Origin of the sequence: Streptomyces hoynatensis (assembly GCF_003626535.1) — a bacterium.
GTDB classification, from domain to species: domain Bacteria; phylum Actinomycetota; class Actinomycetes; order Streptomycetales; family Streptomycetaceae; genus Streptomyces; species Streptomyces hoynatensis.
In genome coordinates this window covers 35,375-54,475 of sequence record NZ_RBAL01000002.1, presented here as the reverse complement: position 1 = coordinate 54,475, position 19,101 = coordinate 35,375, and the positions used below count along the sequence as shown (strand labels likewise).

Annotated in this window: 19 protein-coding genes; 11 read left to right on the top strand and 8 right to left on the bottom strand. The window is 72.7% G+C overall.

Annotated elements, in window-relative coordinates; translation table 11 throughout:
• Positions 1-78: 78 nt before the first annotated feature.
• Both D7294_RS03700 and D7294_RS03695 read left to right on the top strand, forming a co-directional pair.
• A complete protein-coding gene (locus D7294_RS03700; RefSeq protein ID WP_120675452.1) occupies positions 79-381 on the top strand; it encodes a hypothetical protein in 303 nt (100 codons plus the stop codon).
• A gap of 99 nt (positions 382-480) precedes the next feature.
• Positions 481-687 (top strand): hypothetical protein, encoded by a 207-nt coding sequence (locus D7294_RS03695; RefSeq protein WP_120675450.1) that lies wholly within the window; start codon positions 481-483, stop codon positions 685-687.
• Positions 688-761: 74 nt separating this feature from the next.
• On the opposite strand, the gene D7294_RS03690 is transcribed toward D7294_RS03695, so the two are convergent.
• Entirely contained in the window at positions 762-1,415 is a 654-nt protein-coding gene (locus D7294_RS03690) for a maleylpyruvate isomerase N-terminal domain-containing protein (RefSeq protein ID WP_120676164.1), read from the bottom strand.
• Positions 1,416-1,624: 209 nt separating this feature from the next.
• The gene (locus D7294_RS03685) at positions 1,625-2,320 is read right to left on the bottom strand and encodes a glycoside hydrolase family 11 protein (RefSeq protein ID WP_422070657.1); all 696 of its coding nucleotides are present in this window, start codon (positions 2,318-2,320) and stop codon (positions 1,625-1,627) included.
• A 745-nt stretch (positions 2,321-3,065) separates the two neighbouring features.
• Between D7294_RS03685 and D7294_RS03680 the strand changes: the two genes are divergently transcribed.
• Positions 3,066-3,848 (top strand): hypothetical protein, encoded by a 783-nt coding sequence (locus D7294_RS03680; protein ID WP_147450767.1) that lies wholly within the window; start codon positions 3,066-3,068, stop codon positions 3,846-3,848.
• A 26-nt stretch (positions 3,849-3,874) separates the two neighbouring features.
• Here the strand turns inward: D7294_RS03680 and D7294_RS03675 are convergent, their stop codons facing one another.
• Entirely contained in the window at positions 3,875-4,783 is a 909-nt protein-coding gene (locus D7294_RS03675) for a helix-turn-helix transcriptional regulator (protein WP_120676162.1), read from the bottom strand.
• Positions 4,784-4,896: 113 nt separating this feature from the next.
• On the opposite strand from D7294_RS03675, the gene D7294_RS03670 reads away from it, so the two are divergent.
• The 4 genes from D7294_RS03670 (at position 4,897) to D7294_RS03655 (ending at position 9,611) form a co-directional block, all read left to right on the top strand.
• Entirely contained in the window at positions 4,897-5,595 is a 699-nt protein-coding gene (locus D7294_RS03670) for an SDR family NAD(P)-dependent oxidoreductase (RefSeq protein WP_120675444.1), read from the top strand.
• Positions 5,596-5,854: 259 nt separating this feature from the next.
• Positions 5,855-6,646: a DUF899 family protein gene (locus D7294_RS03665; RefSeq protein ID WP_120675442.1), complete on the top strand. Its 792-nt coding sequence runs from the start codon at positions 5,855-5,857 to the stop codon at positions 6,644-6,646.
• A gap of 185 nt (positions 6,647-6,831) precedes the next feature.
• On the top strand, positions 6,832-7,170 hold the full coding sequence (locus D7294_RS03660; protein ID WP_120675440.1) for a hypothetical protein: 339 nt from the start codon (positions 6,832-6,834) through the stop codon (positions 7,168-7,170).
• Between the two features lie 32 nt (positions 7,171-7,202).
• Positions 7,203-9,611 (top strand): TPR repeat domain-containing protein, encoded by a 2,409-nt coding sequence (locus D7294_RS03655; protein ID WP_120675438.1) that lies wholly within the window; start codon positions 7,203-7,205, stop codon positions 9,609-9,611.
• A gap of 283 nt (positions 9,612-9,894) precedes the next feature.
• Here the strand turns inward: D7294_RS03655 and D7294_RS03650 are convergent, their stop codons facing one another.
• On the bottom strand, positions 9,895-10,317 hold the full coding sequence (locus D7294_RS03650) for a winged helix-turn-helix transcriptional regulator (RefSeq protein WP_120675436.1): 423 nt from the start codon (positions 10,315-10,317) through the stop codon (positions 9,895-9,897).
• Between the two features lie 143 nt (positions 10,318-10,460).
• Here D7294_RS03650 and D7294_RS03645 point away from each other — a divergent pair, with 143 nt between their 5' ends.
• Both D7294_RS03645 and D7294_RS03640 read left to right on the top strand, forming a co-directional pair.
• Complete coding sequence (locus D7294_RS03645) at positions 10,461-11,111, top strand: FMN-dependent NADH-azoreductase (protein WP_120675434.1); 651 nt, start codon at positions 10,461-10,463, stop codon at positions 11,109-11,111.
• A gap of 234 nt (positions 11,112-11,345) precedes the next feature.
• Positions 11,346-11,612: a hypothetical protein gene (locus D7294_RS03640; protein ID WP_120675432.1), complete on the top strand. Its 267-nt coding sequence runs from the start codon at positions 11,346-11,348 to the stop codon at positions 11,610-11,612.
• 177 nt (positions 11,613-11,789) lie between these two features.
• Here D7294_RS03640 and D7294_RS03635 read toward each other — a convergent pair whose 3' ends face one another.
• Complete coding sequence (locus tag D7294_RS03635; protein ID WP_158674558.1) at positions 11,790-12,326, bottom strand: RICIN domain-containing protein; 537 nt, start codon at positions 12,324-12,326, stop codon at positions 11,790-11,792.
• A gap of 297 nt (positions 12,327-12,623) precedes the next feature.
• Here D7294_RS03635 and D7294_RS31790 point away from each other — a divergent pair, with 297 nt between their 5' ends.
• Positions 12,624-12,920: a hypothetical protein gene (locus D7294_RS31790; protein WP_158674557.1), complete on the top strand. Its 297-nt coding sequence runs from the start codon at positions 12,624-12,626 to the stop codon at positions 12,918-12,920.
• 1,059 nt (positions 12,921-13,979) lie between these two features.
• Here the strand turns inward: D7294_RS31790 and D7294_RS03625 are convergent.
• The 3 genes from D7294_RS03625 to D7294_RS03610 form a co-directional block, all read right to left on the bottom strand.
• Positions 13,980-15,248 carry a glycoside hydrolase family 27 protein gene (locus D7294_RS03625; protein WP_241562076.1) on the bottom strand — a complete coding sequence of 423 codons (1,269 nt, stop codon included), beginning with the start codon at positions 15,246-15,248 and terminating at the stop codon, positions 13,980-13,982.
• A gap of 422 nt (positions 15,249-15,670) precedes the next feature.
• Positions 15,671-16,861 (bottom strand): serine hydrolase domain-containing protein, encoded by a 1,191-nt coding sequence (locus D7294_RS03615; RefSeq protein WP_120675424.1) that lies wholly within the window; start codon positions 16,859-16,861, stop codon positions 15,671-15,673.
• Positions 16,862-17,175: 314 nt separating this feature from the next.
• The gene (locus tag D7294_RS03610; protein ID WP_422070650.1) at positions 17,176-17,907 is read right to left on the bottom strand and encodes a TetR/AcrR family transcriptional regulator; all 732 of its coding nucleotides are present in this window, start codon (positions 17,905-17,907) and stop codon (positions 17,176-17,178) included.
• 138 nt (positions 17,908-18,045) lie between these two features.
• Between D7294_RS03610 and D7294_RS03605 the strand changes: the two genes are divergently transcribed.
• Complete coding sequence (locus tag D7294_RS03605) at positions 18,046-18,726, top strand: CatB-related O-acetyltransferase (protein WP_120675420.1); 681 nt, start codon at positions 18,046-18,048, stop codon at positions 18,724-18,726.
• Positions 18,727-19,101 lie beyond the last annotated feature (375 nt).

Sequence of the window (19,101 nt, the reverse complement as noted above, 5' to 3'; positions counted from 1 at the left end):
ACGCCTCCCGCCTTGTCGGCATCGGCGACAGACGCCGGCGGCGGACGCCGGCGACGGCACCACAGCGAGGAGAGCCTCATGGGCACGGCGGTGATCCGCTACCGGACCAGGCCGGAAGCGGCCGAGGAGAACCAGCGGCTGATCGGGCGGGTCTTCGCGGAACTGGCGGCCACGGCCCCGGCCGGACTGCGGTACAGCGCCTTCCGGCTGGCGGACGGCGTCACCTTCGTCCACGTCGTCGACGGCGAGGGCCTGCAGAAGCTGGCCGCATTCGGGGAGTTCCAGCGCACCCTCGTGGACCGCCTGGACGGCGACCCCGTCAGGGAGGAGGTCACGGCCCTCGGCGCCTACCCGGGCACCGGGCCCGCGGACCGCGGCTAGGACCGCGGCCCCGGCACCCGGCCCCCGCCGCCCCGCCCACCCGGGGCGGCGGGCGGCGTTCGGGGCGGGCGGGCCACCGGCGGCGGCTACGCTTCCGGCATGACCCGGCCGCCCGGCACGCGCCGCATCACCGTGACCCTGCCCGCGTCGCTCGCCGAGTGGCTCAGCGGGTACGCCGAGTTGTCGCACCGCACGGTGGACCGGGTGGTGCGGTCCCTGCTTGAGGCGGAAAAGGCCCGCGTCGACGCGTCGTTCGGCATCGGCGCCGACGCCAGGGACGGCGACGGGGGCACCGGACCGGCCTAGCAGCCGCGTCCCCGCCCGGGCGTGGGCCCTTCCTCCCGGACAGGCGGCGTTCGGGGCGGGCGGGCCGCGGCCGGTCAGCCGAGGGGGAGCGGGAGTCTCGCGGCGAACGCGCCCAGCGCGGCCGTCTCCTCGCCGGTGGGCGCGCGGCGCCCGGTGCCGATCAGCAGCGCGTCCCGGTCGGCGATCGCGGCCGGGATCGGCGCCCCGGCGATCTCCTCCAGCGCCGCGCGGGCCGCGGCGAGGGTCTCGGCGGGCGGTTCCGCCGCCGCGGGCAGGTGCGCGATCAGGTCGAGGTGGTGCAGGGTCCACTCCAGGACGTACGCCCTCAGGTAGTCCCCTGCGGTCAGCACCATCTCCTGGGTGCCGACGCGGGCGTGCGGGTCGGCGAGTTCGGCGGCGCGCCCGGCGGCGGAGCCGACGTCGTCGAAGTGGAACCTGAGCAGTTCCATGTCGCCGTAGGCGGCGGCGAGCCGGGGAATCAGCGCGTCGAGCGGGTCTTCGCCGGTGGGCGGCTCGACGACCTTCCAGTAGGTGACCGCGTCCGCGGTCGGTTCCGCCTCGACGGGGGTGACCAGCGTGATCAGGACGTCCTGGGCGTCGATGATCAGGTGGCACACCAGGTCCCGCACCAGCCAGCCGCGGCAGCCCGAGGGCCGCTCCCAGTCCTCGCCGGACAGCGCGCCGACCGCCGCGCGCAGCGCCGTCCACGAGCGTGAGAAGAGTTCCACCGCGGCACGGTAGTGCGGCGCCCGAACGGCGGGCAACCGCATTCGGGCGGCCCGGGCGGCATCCGGCGGCATCCGGCGGCCCGTGGCGCGGCGGCTGGGGGCCGCCGCGCCGGGTGCGGTGCTCCCGCCCGTGAACCGGCCCGCGGCGGGCGGCGCCCCGGCCGGGGAGGGGTCGGCACCCCGGCCGGGGGCCCGCCGGGTGGGGAGGCTCAGCTCACGGTGAGGTTGGAGCTGCCGCTGCTCTGGTAGCCCTCGGTCGCGAGGATCATGTAGTAGACGAAGCTGCCCAGGGGCATGCCGTACCTGGACCAGGCGTCGAAGTGGTTGCCGGTGGTGATGGTGCCGCCGGTCTTCTTCGACTGCCGGACGCTCCAGTACTGGTTGAACGTCCTGGTGCCCTCGACCGAGGGGGCGTTGTAGCGGGTCGTCTGGTACACGTCGTACGTGCCGCCGTCGCTGGAGACCGTGCCCTTGTAGGTGCCGGTGGGCCGGTAGGAGCCCCAGTTGTCGACGATGTAGTACTCGACCAGCGGGTTGGAGGTCCAGCCGTACAGCGCCAGGTAGCCGTTGCCCGAGGGGTTGAAGCTGCCCGAGTAGCTGACGGTCCGGCGGCTCCCGTTGCTCCAGCCCTTCCCGCAGACGAAGTTGTTGCAGTTCGACCAGGAGGTGCTGTAACTGCCTCCGGAGCGCAGGGTCATGGAGACCGACCCGCCGCCCGCCGTCCAGAACGAGTAGTAGTAGCCGTTGTCGGTGCCGGTCTGGTTGTTCGTGATGGTCGTGTCCGCGTGCGCGGTGCCGGGCAGTATCAGCGCGGACGAGGCCAGCGCCAGCGTGCCGGCGCCGCCGATGAAGCCCCTGCGGCTGATGCCGTTCCTGGGCGCGCTGTGGGGGGCACTGTCGTCCATGTTCATGCTTCCTCCTGGTGATGGCTGGCGGAGGCCAGGCAGCGTGATCCGACTCGGCGGGCCTGTGGGTGCCCGTGGGGACGCCGACCGCGCGTCGGCTCGTGCGACACGGGGAGGCCGGGTCAGGACGCCGGGCGGGCGGCGCCCGGAGCCGACCGGGTCGCGCGGAAGACCCGAGTCAACGGTGCTTACGGCCTCTCGATGCCGGAAGTGTGGGTCCGGCCCCGTCGGGTGTCAACAGTTTCCGCAAGCATTCCGGGAACCCCGCTCCGGGCCTCAACTCCCTTGTCTCGCATAGTCCCTGTTCAACACGCCCACCGCGGCTCCCAGCCCCGGCATCGAGCCCGTGAACCCCCTCCTCACGGTCGCGTCCCAAGCGGACGAGACCGATAATTATCGGAATCCTTCCGGAGGAAAAATCCGGACGGAAGCCGCACGGCGCCTTCACCGTCTTCACCAAACGCCCCCGCGTTCTGGTCGCGGGCGAGACCGCAGCGGGGCCGCCGGCGAGACCGCAGCCGGGCCGCGGGCGAGGCCGCAACCGGGCGGCCGCGCCAGGCGTCCTCCACCGCGGGCAACGCGCGGCGCCGGTGCCCGGCGGAGGCCGGCACGACCGCCGCGCGGCGGGTTCGCGGCATTACCGGAAACCGGGTGGGGAAACGGTCCGGGAAAGCGGCCGGCGCGGCGGCGGTGGGGAGTTCGCGTTTCATCGGCTGTTCCGTACGCACGCACGAGAGAGGTCACGGTGGCTTCAGAAGGCTCGGGTGGGACCGCCTTCCGCAGGCTGATGGCCTGGCTGACGGGTCTCGTCGTCAGCGCGGTGATCACCACTGCGGTCGGGGTATGGGTGACGAACGCCATTCAGCAGGAATCCGGGGAACAGAAGAACTCGGCCGACGCGCCGGAGATATCGGTCGACCCCGGCGCCGGCGAGGCCGGCCAGCCCTTCGAGGTCACCGGCTCCGCCTTCGCGCCCGGGGAAAAGGTCGAGCTGTACTGGCCGGGCGGCGCCGCGGAGGACATCATCCTCGGCACCGACACCGCAGACGCGGAAGGCAATGTGTCGTTCAGCCCCACCGTGCCGGATTCGGCGGAGGTCCGCGCGGAGCCCTACATGCTGTTCGCCCAGTACAACGACGGGGCGAACCGGGCCCAGCGGGCGTTCATGGTGGGCGAGTGGGACAGCCAGGAGGACGAGGGCGAGAGCGCTCCCGCGTTGAGTCTCGCCCCCGGCAACGGAAGCCCGGGCTCGCTGACCACCCTCACCGCCACGGGATTCACCCCGGGAGAACTGATCGACGTGTACTGGTACAGCAACCGGTACGACGAGGCCGGTGGCGGCTGGTACGGGGAGTGGCTGCAGATGAACACGGAGACGGTCCTCGTGGACGAGACCGGCGGGTTCTCGCTCACCCTCCAGGTGCCCGCGGAAAGCGACCCCGGCTATCCCTATGCGGAATCCATCGTCGCCGCCGGAAGTGACGGCCAGGATTACGCGGAAACCTCTTACTCGGTCTATGGGGAGTGAACTCCGCAGGCGGGCAGTGACTCGCCTCAGGGGGAACGAGTTCCCCTTGCGGGCGGGTGCACTCCGCCCCGCCCCGCGGGGGCGGCCGGAGGGCCGGCGAGCGCGGCGAGCCGCAGCCTGGTCTCGTCCGCGCTGCCGGGCACGGCCGTCATGATCACGATCTTCAGCTCGGCCTCGCCCTCGGTCAGCACGTCGCAGTCCACGGTGACAGGACCCACGGCCGGATGCCGGATCGTCTTGTGGTCCTCGCGGTGGGCGGCCACCGCCCCGGTCGCCCACAGTTCCGCGAACCGCCGGTTGCCCGCGCGCAGTTCGCGGATCAGCCCGGCCAGGCGCGGGTCCCGGGGGAAGCGGCCGGTGGCGCGGCGCAGGTCCGACACGACGGCCGCGTCGGTCGCGCCCGGGTCGCGTTCGGTCACCGGCCACCGCGCCAGTCGCGCGGGGCCCGCGTCCACCGGGAACCGGTCGCGGGCGAAGTTGCGCAGCCGCGGGGGCGAGGCGGAGGGATCGCCGAGCAGCGCGGCCCAGCCGCGGTTCCACCAGATCAGCTCCCAGTCCGCGGCGAACACGGCCGCCGCGGCGTCCCCGAGCCGGCTGAGCACGCGGTGCACGCCGGGGGTGAGGTGGCCGGGGATCGCGCCGTCCGCCGGCGGGGCGAGGCGGGCCAGCCGGTACAGGTGGTCCCGCTCCGCCGGGGACAGGCGCAGGGCGCGCGCCAGAGCCGCCACCACCGGGGCCGAGGGCGTCGTGGCCCGGCCCTGCTCCAGGCGCACCACGTAGTCGACCGAGACGCCGGCGAGTTCGGCGAGTTCCTCGCGGCGCAGCCCGGCCGCGCGGCGCGTCCGGCTCACCGGCAGCCCCGCGGCCGAGGGAGGCAGCCGATCGCGCCACGCGCGGATCGTCGCCCCCAGCCCCGCCCCGGGTGTGCTCGTCATGCCCTCATCCTCCCCCATGTGCCTCCGCCCGGACGGCGGCGAGGGTGGTACGGCCGTTCCTACCGCCGGCGCTTCCCTGGCCGGGCGCCCCGGGCCGCACGACCATCGACCGCATGACGATCACCTTCATCACCGGGGCCAACAAGGGCCTCGGCCGCGAGACCGCCCGTCGTCTCCTCGCCCTCGGCCACACCGTGCTGCTGGGAGCCCGCAGCCCGGAGCGCGGCGCGGAGGCCGCCGCCGCGCTCGGGGCGCGGTTCGTGCCCATCGACGTGACGGACGAGGCGTCGGTCACCGCCGCGGCCGCGGACGTCGCCGCACACGAGGGCAGGGTCGACGTCCTGGTCAACAACGCCGGCATCCACGGCCCCACCGGCGACCCCGGCTCGCTGACCGGCGCCGACGCCCTCCGCGTCCTGGACGTCAACCTCGCCGGCGTGGTCCGCACGACCACGGCCTTCCTGCCGCTGCTGCGCCGCTCGGCCGACCCGGTCATCGTCAACGTCGGCAGCGGCATGGGCTCGCTCGCCTTCACCCACGACCCGGGGCGGCCGGAATCCGCCGTCATCGCCCCGCTGTACACCGCCTCCAAGGCGGCGCTCACCATGCTGACCACCCAGTACGCCAAGGCACTTCGCGACATCCGGGTCAACGTCGCCGACCCCGGCTACACGGCGACCGACCTCAACGGCCACACCGGTCCGCAGACCGTCACCGAGGGAACGGACGCGATCGTCGCCCTCGCCACCGAGCCCCCGGGCGCCGGCTCCGGCCGCTTCGTCGGCCGAACGGGCGAGATCGCCTGGTCCTGACCCGTCAACGCCCGCGCCCGGCCGCGAGACCGGGCCGGGGCGCGGGGCCCGGCCGGGGCGACGCGGGACCGGGCCGGGGCGACGCGGGACCGGGCCGGGGCGCGCGGGCCCGGCCGGGCGCGCGGGCCCGGTGGCACCGCCGCGGGCGTTTCCAGGCGTTTCCCGCCGCGATGAGTTCCGGCGCGGACGCGAGTCTGCTCTGGTGACCGCCGTGGGGCGCCGCACGACGCCGCCCGGCCCGAGACACCGGAGGAACATCATGACGAGGACGCCGCAGGAGCCGCAGGCTTCCGGCACCGCGCTGCCCGGCCGCCCGCCCATCGTCGACCTGGCCACCTGGCGGGCCGCCCGCGAGGAGCTCCTGGTCCGCGAGAAGGCCCACACCCGCCAGGGCGACGCCCTCGCCGCGGCCCGCCGCCGGCTGCCGATGGTGGAGTTCGACGGAACGGTGGAGGTCGTCGGGGCCGAAGGACCGGTCCCGTTCCTCGACCTGTTCCAGGGCCGGGACGAGCTGCTGGTCTACAAGCACATGTGGCACGACGGCGCGCCCCACCAGGGCCAGTGCGAGGGCTGCACCACCGCGGCCTGGCACCTGCGGGACGCGGTCTACCTCAACGCCCGCGGCGTCTCGTTCGCCATCCTGACCACGGGCGCCTGGGCGGAGGTCGCCCCCTTCGTGGAGTTCATGGGCTACACCCAGCCCTGGTACTCGGTGCGCGGCCTGGACGAGCCGGTCGGCGGGGCGATGGGCTACCTCACCTGCTTCCTGCGCGAGGGGGACCGGGTGTTCCTCACCTACTCCACGACGGGCCGCGGCAACGAGCCGGCCAACATCGCCCTGGCCCTGCTCGACATGACGCCCTACGGCCGCGGCGAGGACTGGGAGGACAAGCCCGAGGGCTGGCCCGAGGGGCGCCACGCCTGCTGGTACTGGCGCTCGGACGCCGAGGGCAACGCCACCTGGGGCCCGACCAGCCGTCCCGTTCCCCAGTGGACCCGCCCCGGCGCCACCCCGGTGGCAACCCTCGGCCGCCACGGCCACCACCACTGACCCGCCCCCGCCCGGCCCGGCCACCGCCGGGCCCCTGGCCGAAACCCGCCGGGCCGCGCCGCGGATGTGCGACGAAGACCGTGTGCCGCGGCCGGTCCGGGGCTACGGTCGTATCGGCACTCGGTACCGGGAAACCGGGTAAGAGCGGGGAGTGTTGGGGGACACCGGGGGAAGGGGCAAGCACCATGTCGGCAGACGGCCTGTACTACCTTCCCGAGGGCTTCCGCGAAGGGGCGCGGCGCAACGGCATCACCGCCGATGCTGCCGAGGAGGCCGGGGACAGCCTGCGCAGGGTCCGGATCGACGATGCGGCGTACGCGGGCGCCGGCGCCTTTCCCGCGGCGCTGGCGACGGTGCGTGACACTCAGGCGAGAAGTCTCGCCCAGGCCGCACAGGGACGAGACTCCATGGCGGCCGCGGATTCGGCCGTCGCGGCCACCGGCGAGGAGATGGACGCGACGGCCACCGAGGCGCTGGGCTCGGCGTCCACGCTCGCGGATCGGGCCATCGCGGACAGTATGTAGCGCCTGCGAGCCGACGGGGAGGAGTGATCCCGGTGTCCTATCGCCCCTTTACCAAGGCCGAGGTGGAAGCCAGAGCCGGCAAGCGGCCTTGGGAGACGCAGCGCGCGTTCTCCGCCGAGCTCGACACCGAGCACATGGCCGACATCGCCGCCCGCTACGCCCGGGCCGCCGGTGAGGCCGAGAGCGCAGGCGACCTCGCCGAGGCCGCCACCCGGGCGTCCGCCGGCGCGGGAGGCCGGAACGGCGCGCCCCTCGTCGACGAGAACGGCCGCATCGACGAGACCTACCGCGGCCTGCGGCGCGGCGGCACGGACATCGACCGCGTGGTCCGCCACATCGTCAACGGCATGAACCTCGCCATCGACGCAGACAAGAAGGCCCTGGAGCACATCCGGTGGCTGGACTGGCAATACGGCCGGCACCTTCAGGCGTACGCCGCCGAGTATGAGGGGTGGAACTCCGCGCTGGAGACGGCCGTCGCCGCGCGGCAGGACAACCCGGCCGCGAGCCGCGTCCCGCTGTTCGTCGACTACGGCAACCGGTCCGTCGCCGCGGAGGTTTCCCACGGCACGCCCGGCACCGCGGTCTACTGGCTCCCTTCGAGCCTCTACGAGTCGATACGGGCCACGCACCTGCGGAACGCGGCGGACGACGCCAACCGCGCCTGCGCGGAGATCGACGAGGAGATCCTCGCCTACCGCCGCCGGCTGTCGGCAGAGGCGGCCGAGCTGGCCGAGCTGGGCTACGAACTGGGCGAGGGCCCGTTCACCTTGTTCGCCACCCCGGCGATGGCACGGTTCGCCGCCACGGAACTCCGGGCAGAACTCGGGAAGAAGACCCCGGACATCGAACTGCTGGAGCTGTACACCCAGGGCCTGGCCTCGATCGCCGGGGGAATCTACGGCGACCCGGTCGCAGGCGGCGACGCGGACCGGAACCTGTCGCCCGCGGAACTCGCCTACCTGGATGCGTTCTACGGCGCCCTGGACCACACGTCCCTGGCCCGGCTGGGGCAGCTGACCGGCTTGGCGCCGCTCACGAACGCGAAACGGAACGTCGCCAACGGCGTCATGATGATGTGCAACCCGGACATCGGCGGATACTCCCCCGTCCTGGGAAACAGGCAGGTCGACCTGCCCGACTCGATCGGCTTCTTCGTACAGGACTACCGGGAGAGCTGGCAGGGCAGGGCCTTCAGCCCGGCGTTCCTCAAGAGCGTCGAAATGTTCAACGGTTTCGGCGGGCTCATGGAAGAGGCCACAGTGGCGTCGGGCGAGGAGTTCTCCAAGAGCCTGGCCCATGCGGCCGTCTTCAGCCAGGAACAACTCCAGGAACACACGAATCTGCCCAACACCGGCGCCAGCGGCATGCTCATGGCCGCGGCGCTGAACCGGGCGGCCTCGGTGGAACTGCTGAGCGACGGCGGGTTTCCCGGCGAACTGCTCGGGCTGCGCTGGGATGACAGCCGAGGCGTGGCAAGCCTGGTCGAGAACGGAACCCTTCCCCCCGACGGACTCGATGAGGACAGTCCGGAGATGGAGAAGTACGTCCATGCTGCATACAACGTACTGACGTACGCCGCCGACAACCCGGACGGCATCCGAGGCATCCTCGTTACCGGCGAGCCCTCGGAATCCCACTCCCACCTCGAACGCGTCATCGGCGACACCATCGCCAGGCACCAGGACTTTATTTCAAGGGCAGGGTCGGGGAGCGACACCACCCCATGGGACCCTGGCGAGCGCCACAGGATTAACGGCACGGATTACCGCTACGGGTTCGATCTCTCGTCGGAGGACCGGAATAGCCTTTTCTCCCTCATGAGCAACACGCCGACAGACATCAGGGACAACTTCTTCCAAAATCTCTCGCAATGGGAATACGACACCGCACGCAGCGCTTTCGCGCGAGGCGGCGGCATTGGGGCCGACCTCCACGGGATCGGGCTCATCGCGGGAACCGCGGCCCACGCGCAGAGCTCCGCGGACACCGGGGAACTTGAGGGGCGGCTGGCCTTGGCCAACGCGGCGAAGCTCACGTTCGACTTCGTGGGGACGCTTCCGTGGCATGACGCGATCGGCCCCGTGACATGGCCGTTCAAGACCGGGGCCGAGATGTACGCAGGGCACGTGCAAGAACAGATCAGCGCCGCGCAGGACGAGGAACTCAGGGGCTTGAAAAACTGGGACCGGCTCCCCGCCAAGCTCCTGATAGCCGATGCCGCGCGCACCGCCGGAGCCGAGGACATCGACGATCCTCCGGACGGGCGTCCCGGCCCGACGCGCAACCCCGCCAGGTGGACCAACCTCAACCAGTACGCGAACAGCGTGCTCGGCCCCAACCCGTATGCGGACGACTTCGAGAACGGGTTCAGGATCGGCGCTGACGACGCCACAGGTGCCGCTGCACCTGCGATCCCTCGGGTGTCGGAGAGCCCGTGACGGGTTCCCGGCAGGGCATGCCGTGCCCGCCGGGCGGCGCACACGCACATGAAAGTGCCTTTTGCAGGCCCTCCCTTACTCACTCATGATGGTGTTACGCACTCCGAGTGAGGTGGTGAGGACGATGGTTGAGCGGGCGAGCCCGGACCGCGAGCGCGCGGCGACCGGACCGCCGGGGGGCCGACCCGGGCATCCGGGAGGTCCCGGTTCACGGCCGGCTGCCGGAGCAGGTGGCCGCGGGCGATGCGCCCGGCGCCGTGGCCCGACGAGCGCCACCGGCGCCTCAGTCTGCCGACGCCCTGAGCGCGGCCTTGCCCCGGCCGACCCCGGTCAGCTCGCTGGCGGCCCGGTTGCGGGCGATCTCGCCGTGGTGGGCGGCGGCCCAGCCGGCCAGCGCCACCACCGCGTCCCTCAGCGACCTGCCTAGGTCCGTCAACGCGTACTCCACCCGCGGCGGAACCTCGGCGTACGCGGTCCTGGTGATCAGGCCGTCGCGCTCAAGATGCTTCAGCGTCTGGGTCAGCATCCGCTGGGAGATCCCCGGGATGCTCGCCTGCAGGTCGGAGTAGCGCATCGCGCCGGCGCTCAGGGTGCCGATGGTCAGCACCGTCCACTTGTCGCCGATGCGATCGAGCACCTCACGGATGAAGGCGCTGTCCTCCGGCCAGGCCTGGCACGGGCCGCTTATCCGTCGCGCCGACGCCATCTCGAATTCCTCTCCTCCGGGTGCAACCGCACTACCAGTATGTAACGCCCACGGGCGCCCGCCCACCCGGCCGCGGCCACGGCCACCTCCCGCTCCGGGATCGGCGAAGCACGCTCTCACTCCACTGTGAAGGGAACCAGCCCATGTCCTACCTGCTGCACATCGACTCCTCCTCGCTCGGCGAGGTCTCGGTCTCCCGCCAGGTCGCCAGGTCCTTCCTCGAAGGCTGGGACGGCAAGGTCGTGCACCGCGACCTCGCCGCCGCGCCCGTGCCCCACATCAGCGCGGCCGGCATCACGGCACGCGAAACCGACCCCGCCGAGTACACCGAGGAACAGGCCGCCGCAGCCGCGACGCAGGACGCGCTGATCGAGGAATTCCTCGGCGCGGGCGCCTACCTCTTCACGGTGCCGATGTACAACCTGACGATGCCGTCGGTGTTCAAGGCCTGGCTCGACCAGATCATCGTCTTCGGCCGCACCGTCAGCCACGAAGGGCCCTCGCGCGTTGCCGGGCGTCCGGCCGTGGTGATCTCGGCGCGGGGCGGCAGCTACGGCCCCGGCGCTCCCCGGCACGGCTTCGACTACGTCATACCCATCCTTCAGGTGCTGCTCGGCCACCAGGACATGCTCGGCCTCGACGTCACCACGGTGATCCCCGAGCTGACCATGGCCCCGCACGAGCCGGCGCTGGCCGCGCTGCTTCCCAAGCACGAGGCATCCATGGCCGACGCCCACGACCGCGCCCGCGAACTCGCCACGAGGATCGCCGGGGGCATGACCGCGGCCCGCTGAGTCCGGAACGGGAGCGGACGCGGGGGACGCCTCTTCGTGAGGGACCCCTTCCGTCCCCGTCCCCGGGGGCGCCGAAAAGGCCGTCACGGTTTTCCGCTCCCGCTCGCCCGGGAAAGGCCGTCCACCGCCCCGGGCGGCACCTCGAAATACCTTGCGGCCCGCGCCGATTGTCAGTGCCCGGCGGTATTCTGGACGTACGCGTTGAGGGCTCATCCCAGGTCGAGGAGGTCGCCCATGCCAGCGAAACTCACCACGAGGTCTCTTTCCACGACGTCTCTTCCCAGGAAGCCGCTTCCGGCGGGCATGCCGCGCGAGTGGTACATCGCGCACAATCGGCGGCTGAAGGCGATGCGCCTTGCCATCGCCCTTCTCGACACGGGCGTGTACACCCGGCAGCAGGCCAGGAACGAGGTCATACGCCGCACCGCCGAGCGCATCGACGTCCACCCGCCGTCGACGACGACCTGCCGGCTGGTCCGCAGCCTGCTCGTGGCCGCCTGAGCAGGGCGTTCAGGCGACCGTGCCGTCCCGGGGCCCGTGCTCGGGCCCCCGGAACGGCCACCCCCCTTTTCCCACGGACGGGCAGGACGTACCGCCTTCCCCGGCCTCGGGACCTACCGGCTTGCTCCGCCTTCGGGACCTACCGGCTACCCCTCCTTCTCCGGCTTCTCCGGCTTCTCACCCGGCTCTTTTCACCCACTGCTGTTCCTGGTCCCCGAATACGCAGTCGACGAGTTCGACGGGCGCATTCGGCCGGGTGGCCGCGATGCAGGTCTGGGTGGCGGAGTTCCGGTAGACCCACCGATTGCCCGCCACCTGGATTTCCTGCCAGTGCGTGACGCCGCCGCTGTTCTCACAATCTTGCATGGAGACGTCGGCAACGCCGTTGAACACGGCGGCGGCACACAGTTCCCGGCCGCCGACCCGCTGGATGATCTGGACCGGATTGCCGCCTTCCGGGCTCACCTTCCACAGCTGGTTCGGGCCGCCGTTGCGGTCGTAGGCCAGGACGCCGGAATCCTCTCCGCCGCCCGCGTCGTTGTCGAGGACGAATCCCTGATGGGCGACGTTTTCCAGCACCAGCCCTGACTGTGCCGCCGCCTGCCCGGTCAGGGCGCCCGTGGCGAGCAGCGCGGCGGGCAGCAGGGCGAGGGCCGCGGATTTCCTGGTTGCCCTCACCGGTTTCCGCATCGGTTTCCTCATCGGCTTCCTCATCGGGCGCATTCCTCTCGTCGGCTCGGCCGAGGGCGGCGGCGCCTTCGGGCCGCTCGGGAAGTCCCCGGCCGCGTAGGAGTCTCGTCCCGGGTCGGCGGCCGGCCGGGGATTTCCCCGTCGCATGCGCCCGGACGAGTCCGTCCTCCCCGGCGAAGGAGTGACCCGGCGCCGGGAGCCCGCTCCCGGAGGCGGCCCGCCGCCTCGCCCCGGCCCCGGCCCGGGAGGCGCGGACACGGCGGCGGGCGCCGGGGCCCACTACCCCGCGCGGGGAATCAGCCGCCGAGCACCGGAGAAGCCGTGGAGATCGCGCCGATCCTGAACGCGTGCTCCGGCCCGATGCCGTGGATCGGTGTGAACCAGCGCGATGAAGTCCACCGCATGGTCAGTGGGGCGGCACAGCAGGGTGGCTTTGCGGAAGACCTCGCCGGACATGAAGCGGCGGAGCCGTCGGTATTCCCTGACCGTCCAGACACGGAAGGCGAAGTGATCGGCGACGGCGGACCTCCTGGCCGACGCGGGAAGGGCCTATCGCCGGTGCTTACTTCGACCACCGTGTGGCCGGACGTCCAACCCGTCGCCCCGGCTCAACGGTGAAGGTTGGCGATGTCGTTGAGCGCCCCGATGAGCTGCTCGCATGCTCTGCGCTTGTGCGCAGGGCATGCGAGCCGTTTCACAGTGCGTATCAGTAGTGAGTCTGGACCCAGATCACGCAGAGGCTGATCACGGCAGTACCAGCACCGTGACAGGCCCCGCGCAGAAGCTGGTCAGCCGCAGTGTGACGCCGTCGCAGCACCCACCGGCCCAGTCCGCGGATCACCGCCCACCAGGCACCAGGGCGACTTTGGTCATTCCCATGGGTCACTGTGTCTCTCCATCCACTGGCTGATGACACGAGCGGGCGAGCCCCACCACCCCATATGACCTGGGAATCGCAGGGGAAGTGGGGCTCGCTCGATCACACTCCCACGCTATGGAAGGCCGCACAGGCAACCGCGCCGGTGAGAGCAACGGCGCGGCCAGACCGTGGTCCCCTTTCGTATTCGCCCTGGTCAGCACCGTCTTCAGCACGAGTGGGATGCGTCGTTGCCTGTGCCGCTTCAGAGCCTTCGTGGACGAAGTACACGTCGATGCCGTGCTGAGCGAGAGACAGGCCGGCCTCACCAGCCGGTACCGGGTTGCACTGCCGTAAGGGGCGACCGACCCCGAACGAGCTCGACGTGCATCCACGACCCGATGAATGGCCAAAGGCCGGGACGGCTTCCACCCCTGTTCCGCGCCCTCGAATCTCCGAACCTGCCGACATGTGCGCCCCGGGGCGCGCCCCCGCGCATTCCGCCGGCGCCGGGGCCGCCGGGCGGCGCGGTGGGTGGGGGGTGCTGCCGCGCCTGCCGGCGGGGGCTCAGTGGGCGGTCCGGCCCCGGCTCAGGGCTTCGAGCAGGAGGGGGCAACTCGTTCGGCATGACGGCGCGGTGGACATCGCCTTCGGCGGAGCTGCACTCGACGATCCTGGAACCGCCGTTGATCCGCAGGGCTTCGCGCCAGGAGGGCGCTCGGACGCCGACCCGCCGCAGCCCGGCCGGAAGGAAGACGGAGGCGCCGGCCCGGGTGCCCGGCTCCCACGTCATCGTTCCCGGCCCGAGCAGCATGCGGCCGTCAGGGGGTGAGGCGGTAGAGGGCGGCGCCGTGGGCGGGGAGGTCGAGGGTCAGGTGGCGGCCGTCGTGCGGGATGTCGGTGTGGGTCCACAACTCCCGTATGCGGTCGCCGGGGCGGGCGCCCACCGAGCCGAGCGGGACCGCGAGGTGCCGCGGGGTGGCGGCGAGGGAGAACACGGCGGCGTAGCGGGTGTGTTCCTCCTCGTTGTCGCGGGCCGTCCACAGGACGAGCCCGTCCTCGCGCAGGACCTCGCGGGCTTCCGTGCCCTGCCGGAGCACGGACAGGGCCTCGTCGTTGGTGAGCAGGCCGATGGTTTCGGCGGGGCTGGTGGGCAGGTCGCCGCCCATCATCAGGGGGGAGCGGGAGATGATCCACAGCGTGAGCAGGCTGATCTGCTCGGGGCGGGTGAGGCGGCTGAGGCGGTCCTCGCCGCGTTCGGCGCGGATGCCGATGCGGCCCAGGGGGAGCATGTCGGCGTCCGCCCAGCCGCCCTCGCCCTGCCACGGCGCCCAGCGGGCCATGCGGGCGAACTGCGCCTCGACGTCCTCCCAGCGGTCCCACAGGTCGTCGCAGACGCGCCACATGGTGGCGTGGGCCCGCAGGTGGCCGAGGTGGGCGAGGGAGACCTCGGTGCCGGGCGAGAGGCTCAGCTCGATCGGGCGGCCGCTGCGCCTGAGGGCGCGGGCGTAGGCGGCGATCTCCCGTTCGTGGTAGGGGAAGAGCATGTCGTCGGCCTTGACGAAGTCCACGCCCCAGGCGGCGAACTGGGCGACCTGCGCGTCGTAGTAGGCCTGGGCGCCTGGGTGGTCGTGGTTCAGGCCGTAGTTGTCGCTGTTCCACGGGCACACCGAGGCGGTGTCGGCGATCTCGTCGGCGGTGAACGAGGTGCCGGCCACCGGCAGGCGCGCGGCCACCGCGCGGCGGGGGATGCCACGCATGATGTGCAGGCCGAACCGCAGGCCGAGCGCGTGCACCCGGTCGGCCAACGGCCCGAAGCCCGCCCCGCCGGCCGCGGAGGGGAACCGGTTCTCCGCCGGGAGCTGGCGGCCGTGCCCGTCGAGCACGAGAGGCGCGCCGGCGTTGTAGCCGTGGGCGCGGGCGGTCGGCTCGTACCACTGGATGTCCACCACCACGGTGTCCCAGCCGTGGGGCAGCAGGCGCGTGCTCATGAACTCCGCGTTGGCGAGCACCTCCTGTTCCGTCACCGTCGTGCCGTAGCAGTCCCAGCTGTTCCAGCCCATGGGCGGACGCAGGCGCCGTTCGGGCATCGGGCGTGAGGGCCGGTCCACGGTTGCCCGCCTTTCTCGCAGGGGTGTGGGTGCAGTCCCCCACGATCCCCCACGGTCCCCCATGGCCCGCCCGCCCCGCGTGCCGCCCCCCACCACCCGGCACGCGCCCCGCCACCCTGCACGCGCCCCGGCAACGCCGCGCGCCCCGTCGACGCCGCGCGTCTCGCCACGGCCCGGGGCGCGAGGGCCGTGCCGACTCAGGTGACGGGGCGTCAGGATCGGCAGCCGTGGCCGCCCGGGGCGGAATCGGTGCCGCCGTCATGGACTGACGAGGTGCCCGTGTCTCACCCCAACGCGCGGTTGACCGTCCACGGCAGGCGCCTTCACCTCGCGAACCACCTCCGGTGCCATACCGCACTTGACGGCCAACCGCCCATCGGCCGCGTCAACAGCGCTCCAGGTCAAGACCGCCAGCGCTCCGCTTCCGTGGCGCAGAGTCGTCCGCGTATCAGGGCGTCGGTGGCCTGCTCCGTGGTGTCGTTGCGGTAGTCGCCGTCGCCGGTGAACTCCACGACGACGATGCGCTGCCCGTCCTCGCTGATGCCGTTTCTGGTCGCATAGCCGACGACGTCGCCCGGGTGGCTCCAGTAACCGCCGCCGCAGGGAAGGGTGTCGTGGTACAGGCCCAGCCCGTAGCTGCGGTCCGGCGCGTCGGTGCCGGGGGCGGGGGTCGTGCGCGTCATCTCGGCGAGCTGCCGGGCGGGGAGCAGGTCGCCGCCGAACAGGGCCTGGTAGAAGGTGGTCAGGTCCTCGGTGTTGCTGACCATCGCCCCGGCCGCACCCGCCGCGCTGGGGTTCCAGACGGTGACGTCGAGCGGGGTGCCTTCGGTGTGGAAGGCGGAGTAGCCGTTCAGGTGGTGGGTGGGCAGGAAGGGCTGGTCGGCGGGGGCGTAGGTGTGCTCCAGGTGCAGCGGCTCGATGATGCGCTCGGTCACCTCCGTCTGCCAGCTGCGGCCGGTGGTCTCCTCGATGATCATTCCGGCGAGGATGTAGTTGGTGTTGGAGTACTTCCAGGTCCCCGGCTCGCCGGTGGACTCGTGCCGCATCGCCATGTCCACGAGCTCCCGCGGCTCGAAGTGCCGCAGGCGGTTCTCCTCGAAGCCCTCGGGGCCGGTGAGGGTGGGCAGGTCGTTCAGGTAGTCGTAGAGCCCGCTGGTGCGTTGCAGCAGGTCGCGCAGGGAGATGGCGCGGCCGTCGTTGCCGTTGCCCGAAACCACCCCGGGGAGGTGGCTCTCCACGGTGTCGTCGAGGGACAGCAGGCCCTCCGCCTCCAGCTGCAGCATCACCGTGGCGGTGAAGGTCTTGGTGGAGCTCCCGATCCGGAAGACGTCTCCCGGGCGGGCCGCCCGCCCGCCGGCCGTGTCGGCCAGGCCGGCCGCCGCGTGGTGGCGCCTGCCGCCGGCGGTGGCGGACTCGGCGACCACGCCGACCGCTCCGGTGTCCCGGATCGCCTCCGCCTGGTGCCGCAGCGGGTCCTGCCCGGCGGGCCGGGCCACGGCCGGGGTCGCGGCCAGCGCAACCCCGGCCAGCAGGGTCACGAGCGCGGTGGCGGCGACGCGGGACGTCGTCCTGGCTGTCGTGGCGGGTCTCATGCCGTGCTCGTCTCCTCGTTCGTGGTGGTGCACCTCGCGACTGCGGTGCGTTCACCAACCTACGAAGCGGCAGGCCCCGGTTTCGATCATGCCAGCCCCCGAATTCCGCTGGGGGTGGCCGCAGGCCGGGACTGGGGCCGGCCGTAAGAACCACCGCGCCCCGGCCTGCGGAACACCGCAGTCACACCCCCCGGCAGGGCGCTTGCCGCTGGGCAACCCCCGGCCGGTGGGCGCCCCCAGAACGCCCCCGGTGCCCCGGCGCCCCCGCGCCCCCGCGGGCGAGGGCGCGGGCGAAGCCCCGGCGGAACTCCCGCTCAGGTCGCGTCCGCCGCGGCGGCCCCGGGGAAGGCGCCGGCCGCCGCGGCCAGGGCGGCGGCGCGGGCCGCGCGGCCCGGCAGCCGCGGGTCGGGCGGCGTCCGCAGCAGCAGCAGTTCGTGGTAGAGCGGCGCGGTGGCGGCGATGAGCAGGGGCAACGCCTCGGTGTGCGGCGGCAGTTCGCCGCGCCGGACGGCCCGGGTGACGACGATCTCGCAGCGGGCGTACCGGTCCTCCCAGAGCCGCCGTTGGGCGTGGGCGGCCTTCTCGGAGCGGAACGAGGCGGCGATCAGGGCCGCGACGACCGGCGGCTGCGCGGTCAGGGCCGTCTGGATCTCCTCGTTCAGCGCCCTGAGGTCGCCCTCAAGCGAGCCGGTGTCCGGGGGCTGCCAGTCGTCGTCGCCCGCCGCGTCCAGGACGTCGGCGAGCAGGCCGCCGACGTCCCCCCAGCGCCGGTACACCGTGGTGCGGTGCACGCCGGCGCGGGCGGCGACGGCGTCCGTGGTCAGCCCGTCGTAGCCGTGTTCGCCCAACTCGGCGAGGACCGCGTCGAGCACCTGCCTGCGGATGCGGGCGGTGCGGCCCCCGGGGCGGCGCCTGGCCCCCGGCCGGGCACCGTGCGGTTCCGGGGCCGGTTCGAAGGCCGGGCCCGGGGACGGTTCGAAGGCCCGTTCCTGGTCCGGGTGCCGTTCCGGTTCCTGCTCCGATGCGGCGTCTGCGGGAGTCGTCACTGGCGTATCCGATTGCTCAGGGGGACAACGGCGTGACAGCATCTTAAAGCAGCAACCGTCGCACTAACAGTGGGCCGGGGAGCCGGGACCACGCCACGGGCGGCCGGCCCGGCACCGCCCGCAGAAGGGAAGCACTCCGTGACCCCGCCCCCTCCCGCCCTCCCCGCCGACCCGACCGTGCTCCACCCGGTGCCGGGGCAGCCGCGGGTGGTGCTCCTGAAGCCGCTGATCACCTCGCCGCTGATCGAGGCAGGCGAGTTCTCCTACTACGACGACCCGGACGATCCGACCGCCTTCGAGACCCGCAACGTGCTGTACCACTACGGGCCGGAACGGCTGGTGATCGGGAAGTTCTGCGCGCTGGGCGAGGGCGTGCGGTTCCTCATGAACGGCGCCAACCACCGCATGGACGGCCTCTCCACCTTCCCCTTCCCGATCATGGGCGGCTCCTGGGCCGAGCACGCCGACCTGATCACCGGGTTGCCGGGACGGGGGGACACCGTGGTGGGCCACGACGTCTGGCTCGGTTACCGGGCCATGGTGATGCCGGGCGTCCGCATCGGCCACGGGGCGATCGTCGCCGCCGCCTCCGTGGTCGTCGAGGACGTCCCCGACTACGGCATCGTCGGCGGCAACCCCGCCCGCCTCGTCCGGCGCCGCCACAGCGAGGCCGACATCGACCGCCTGCTGGCCCTGGCCTGGTGGGACTGGCCGCTCCCCCTCGTCACCGCGCACCTGCGCACGATCATGTCCGGCAGCGTCGACGACCTGGAGCGGGCCGCCGCCCTGGCCCGCCGGGACCCGCCACCGCACCGCTGAGCCCTCCCGGCAGGCCACGCCTGGCAGACCACGCCGGGCAGTTGCCCGCTCCCCCGGGCTCCCGGAAGCGGCGCGCGGACGGTGCGGATCAGATCCATACGCCGTGGCGGTGACGGATCCGCCGATAGGTGCGGATCGGGTCGCCGCCGTTTCCGGCCGGCCCCTTCCGCAAGGTGGCCGCGCACGCCCGCCGCGCGCCTTCAGCCGGTGGCGGAACGCGTCGGGGAGCGTGCGGCGCCGTGGCGGACGCGGGCCGCCCGGAAACGGCACGCGGACGGCACCGGCCGGAAAAACGCCGGCAGGGCGGCGTTCCGCCGGCGTGGGGCCGGGGTACGCCGCCCTGGGGGTCGGGAGGGGTGCGGGGGCGGCCGGTGG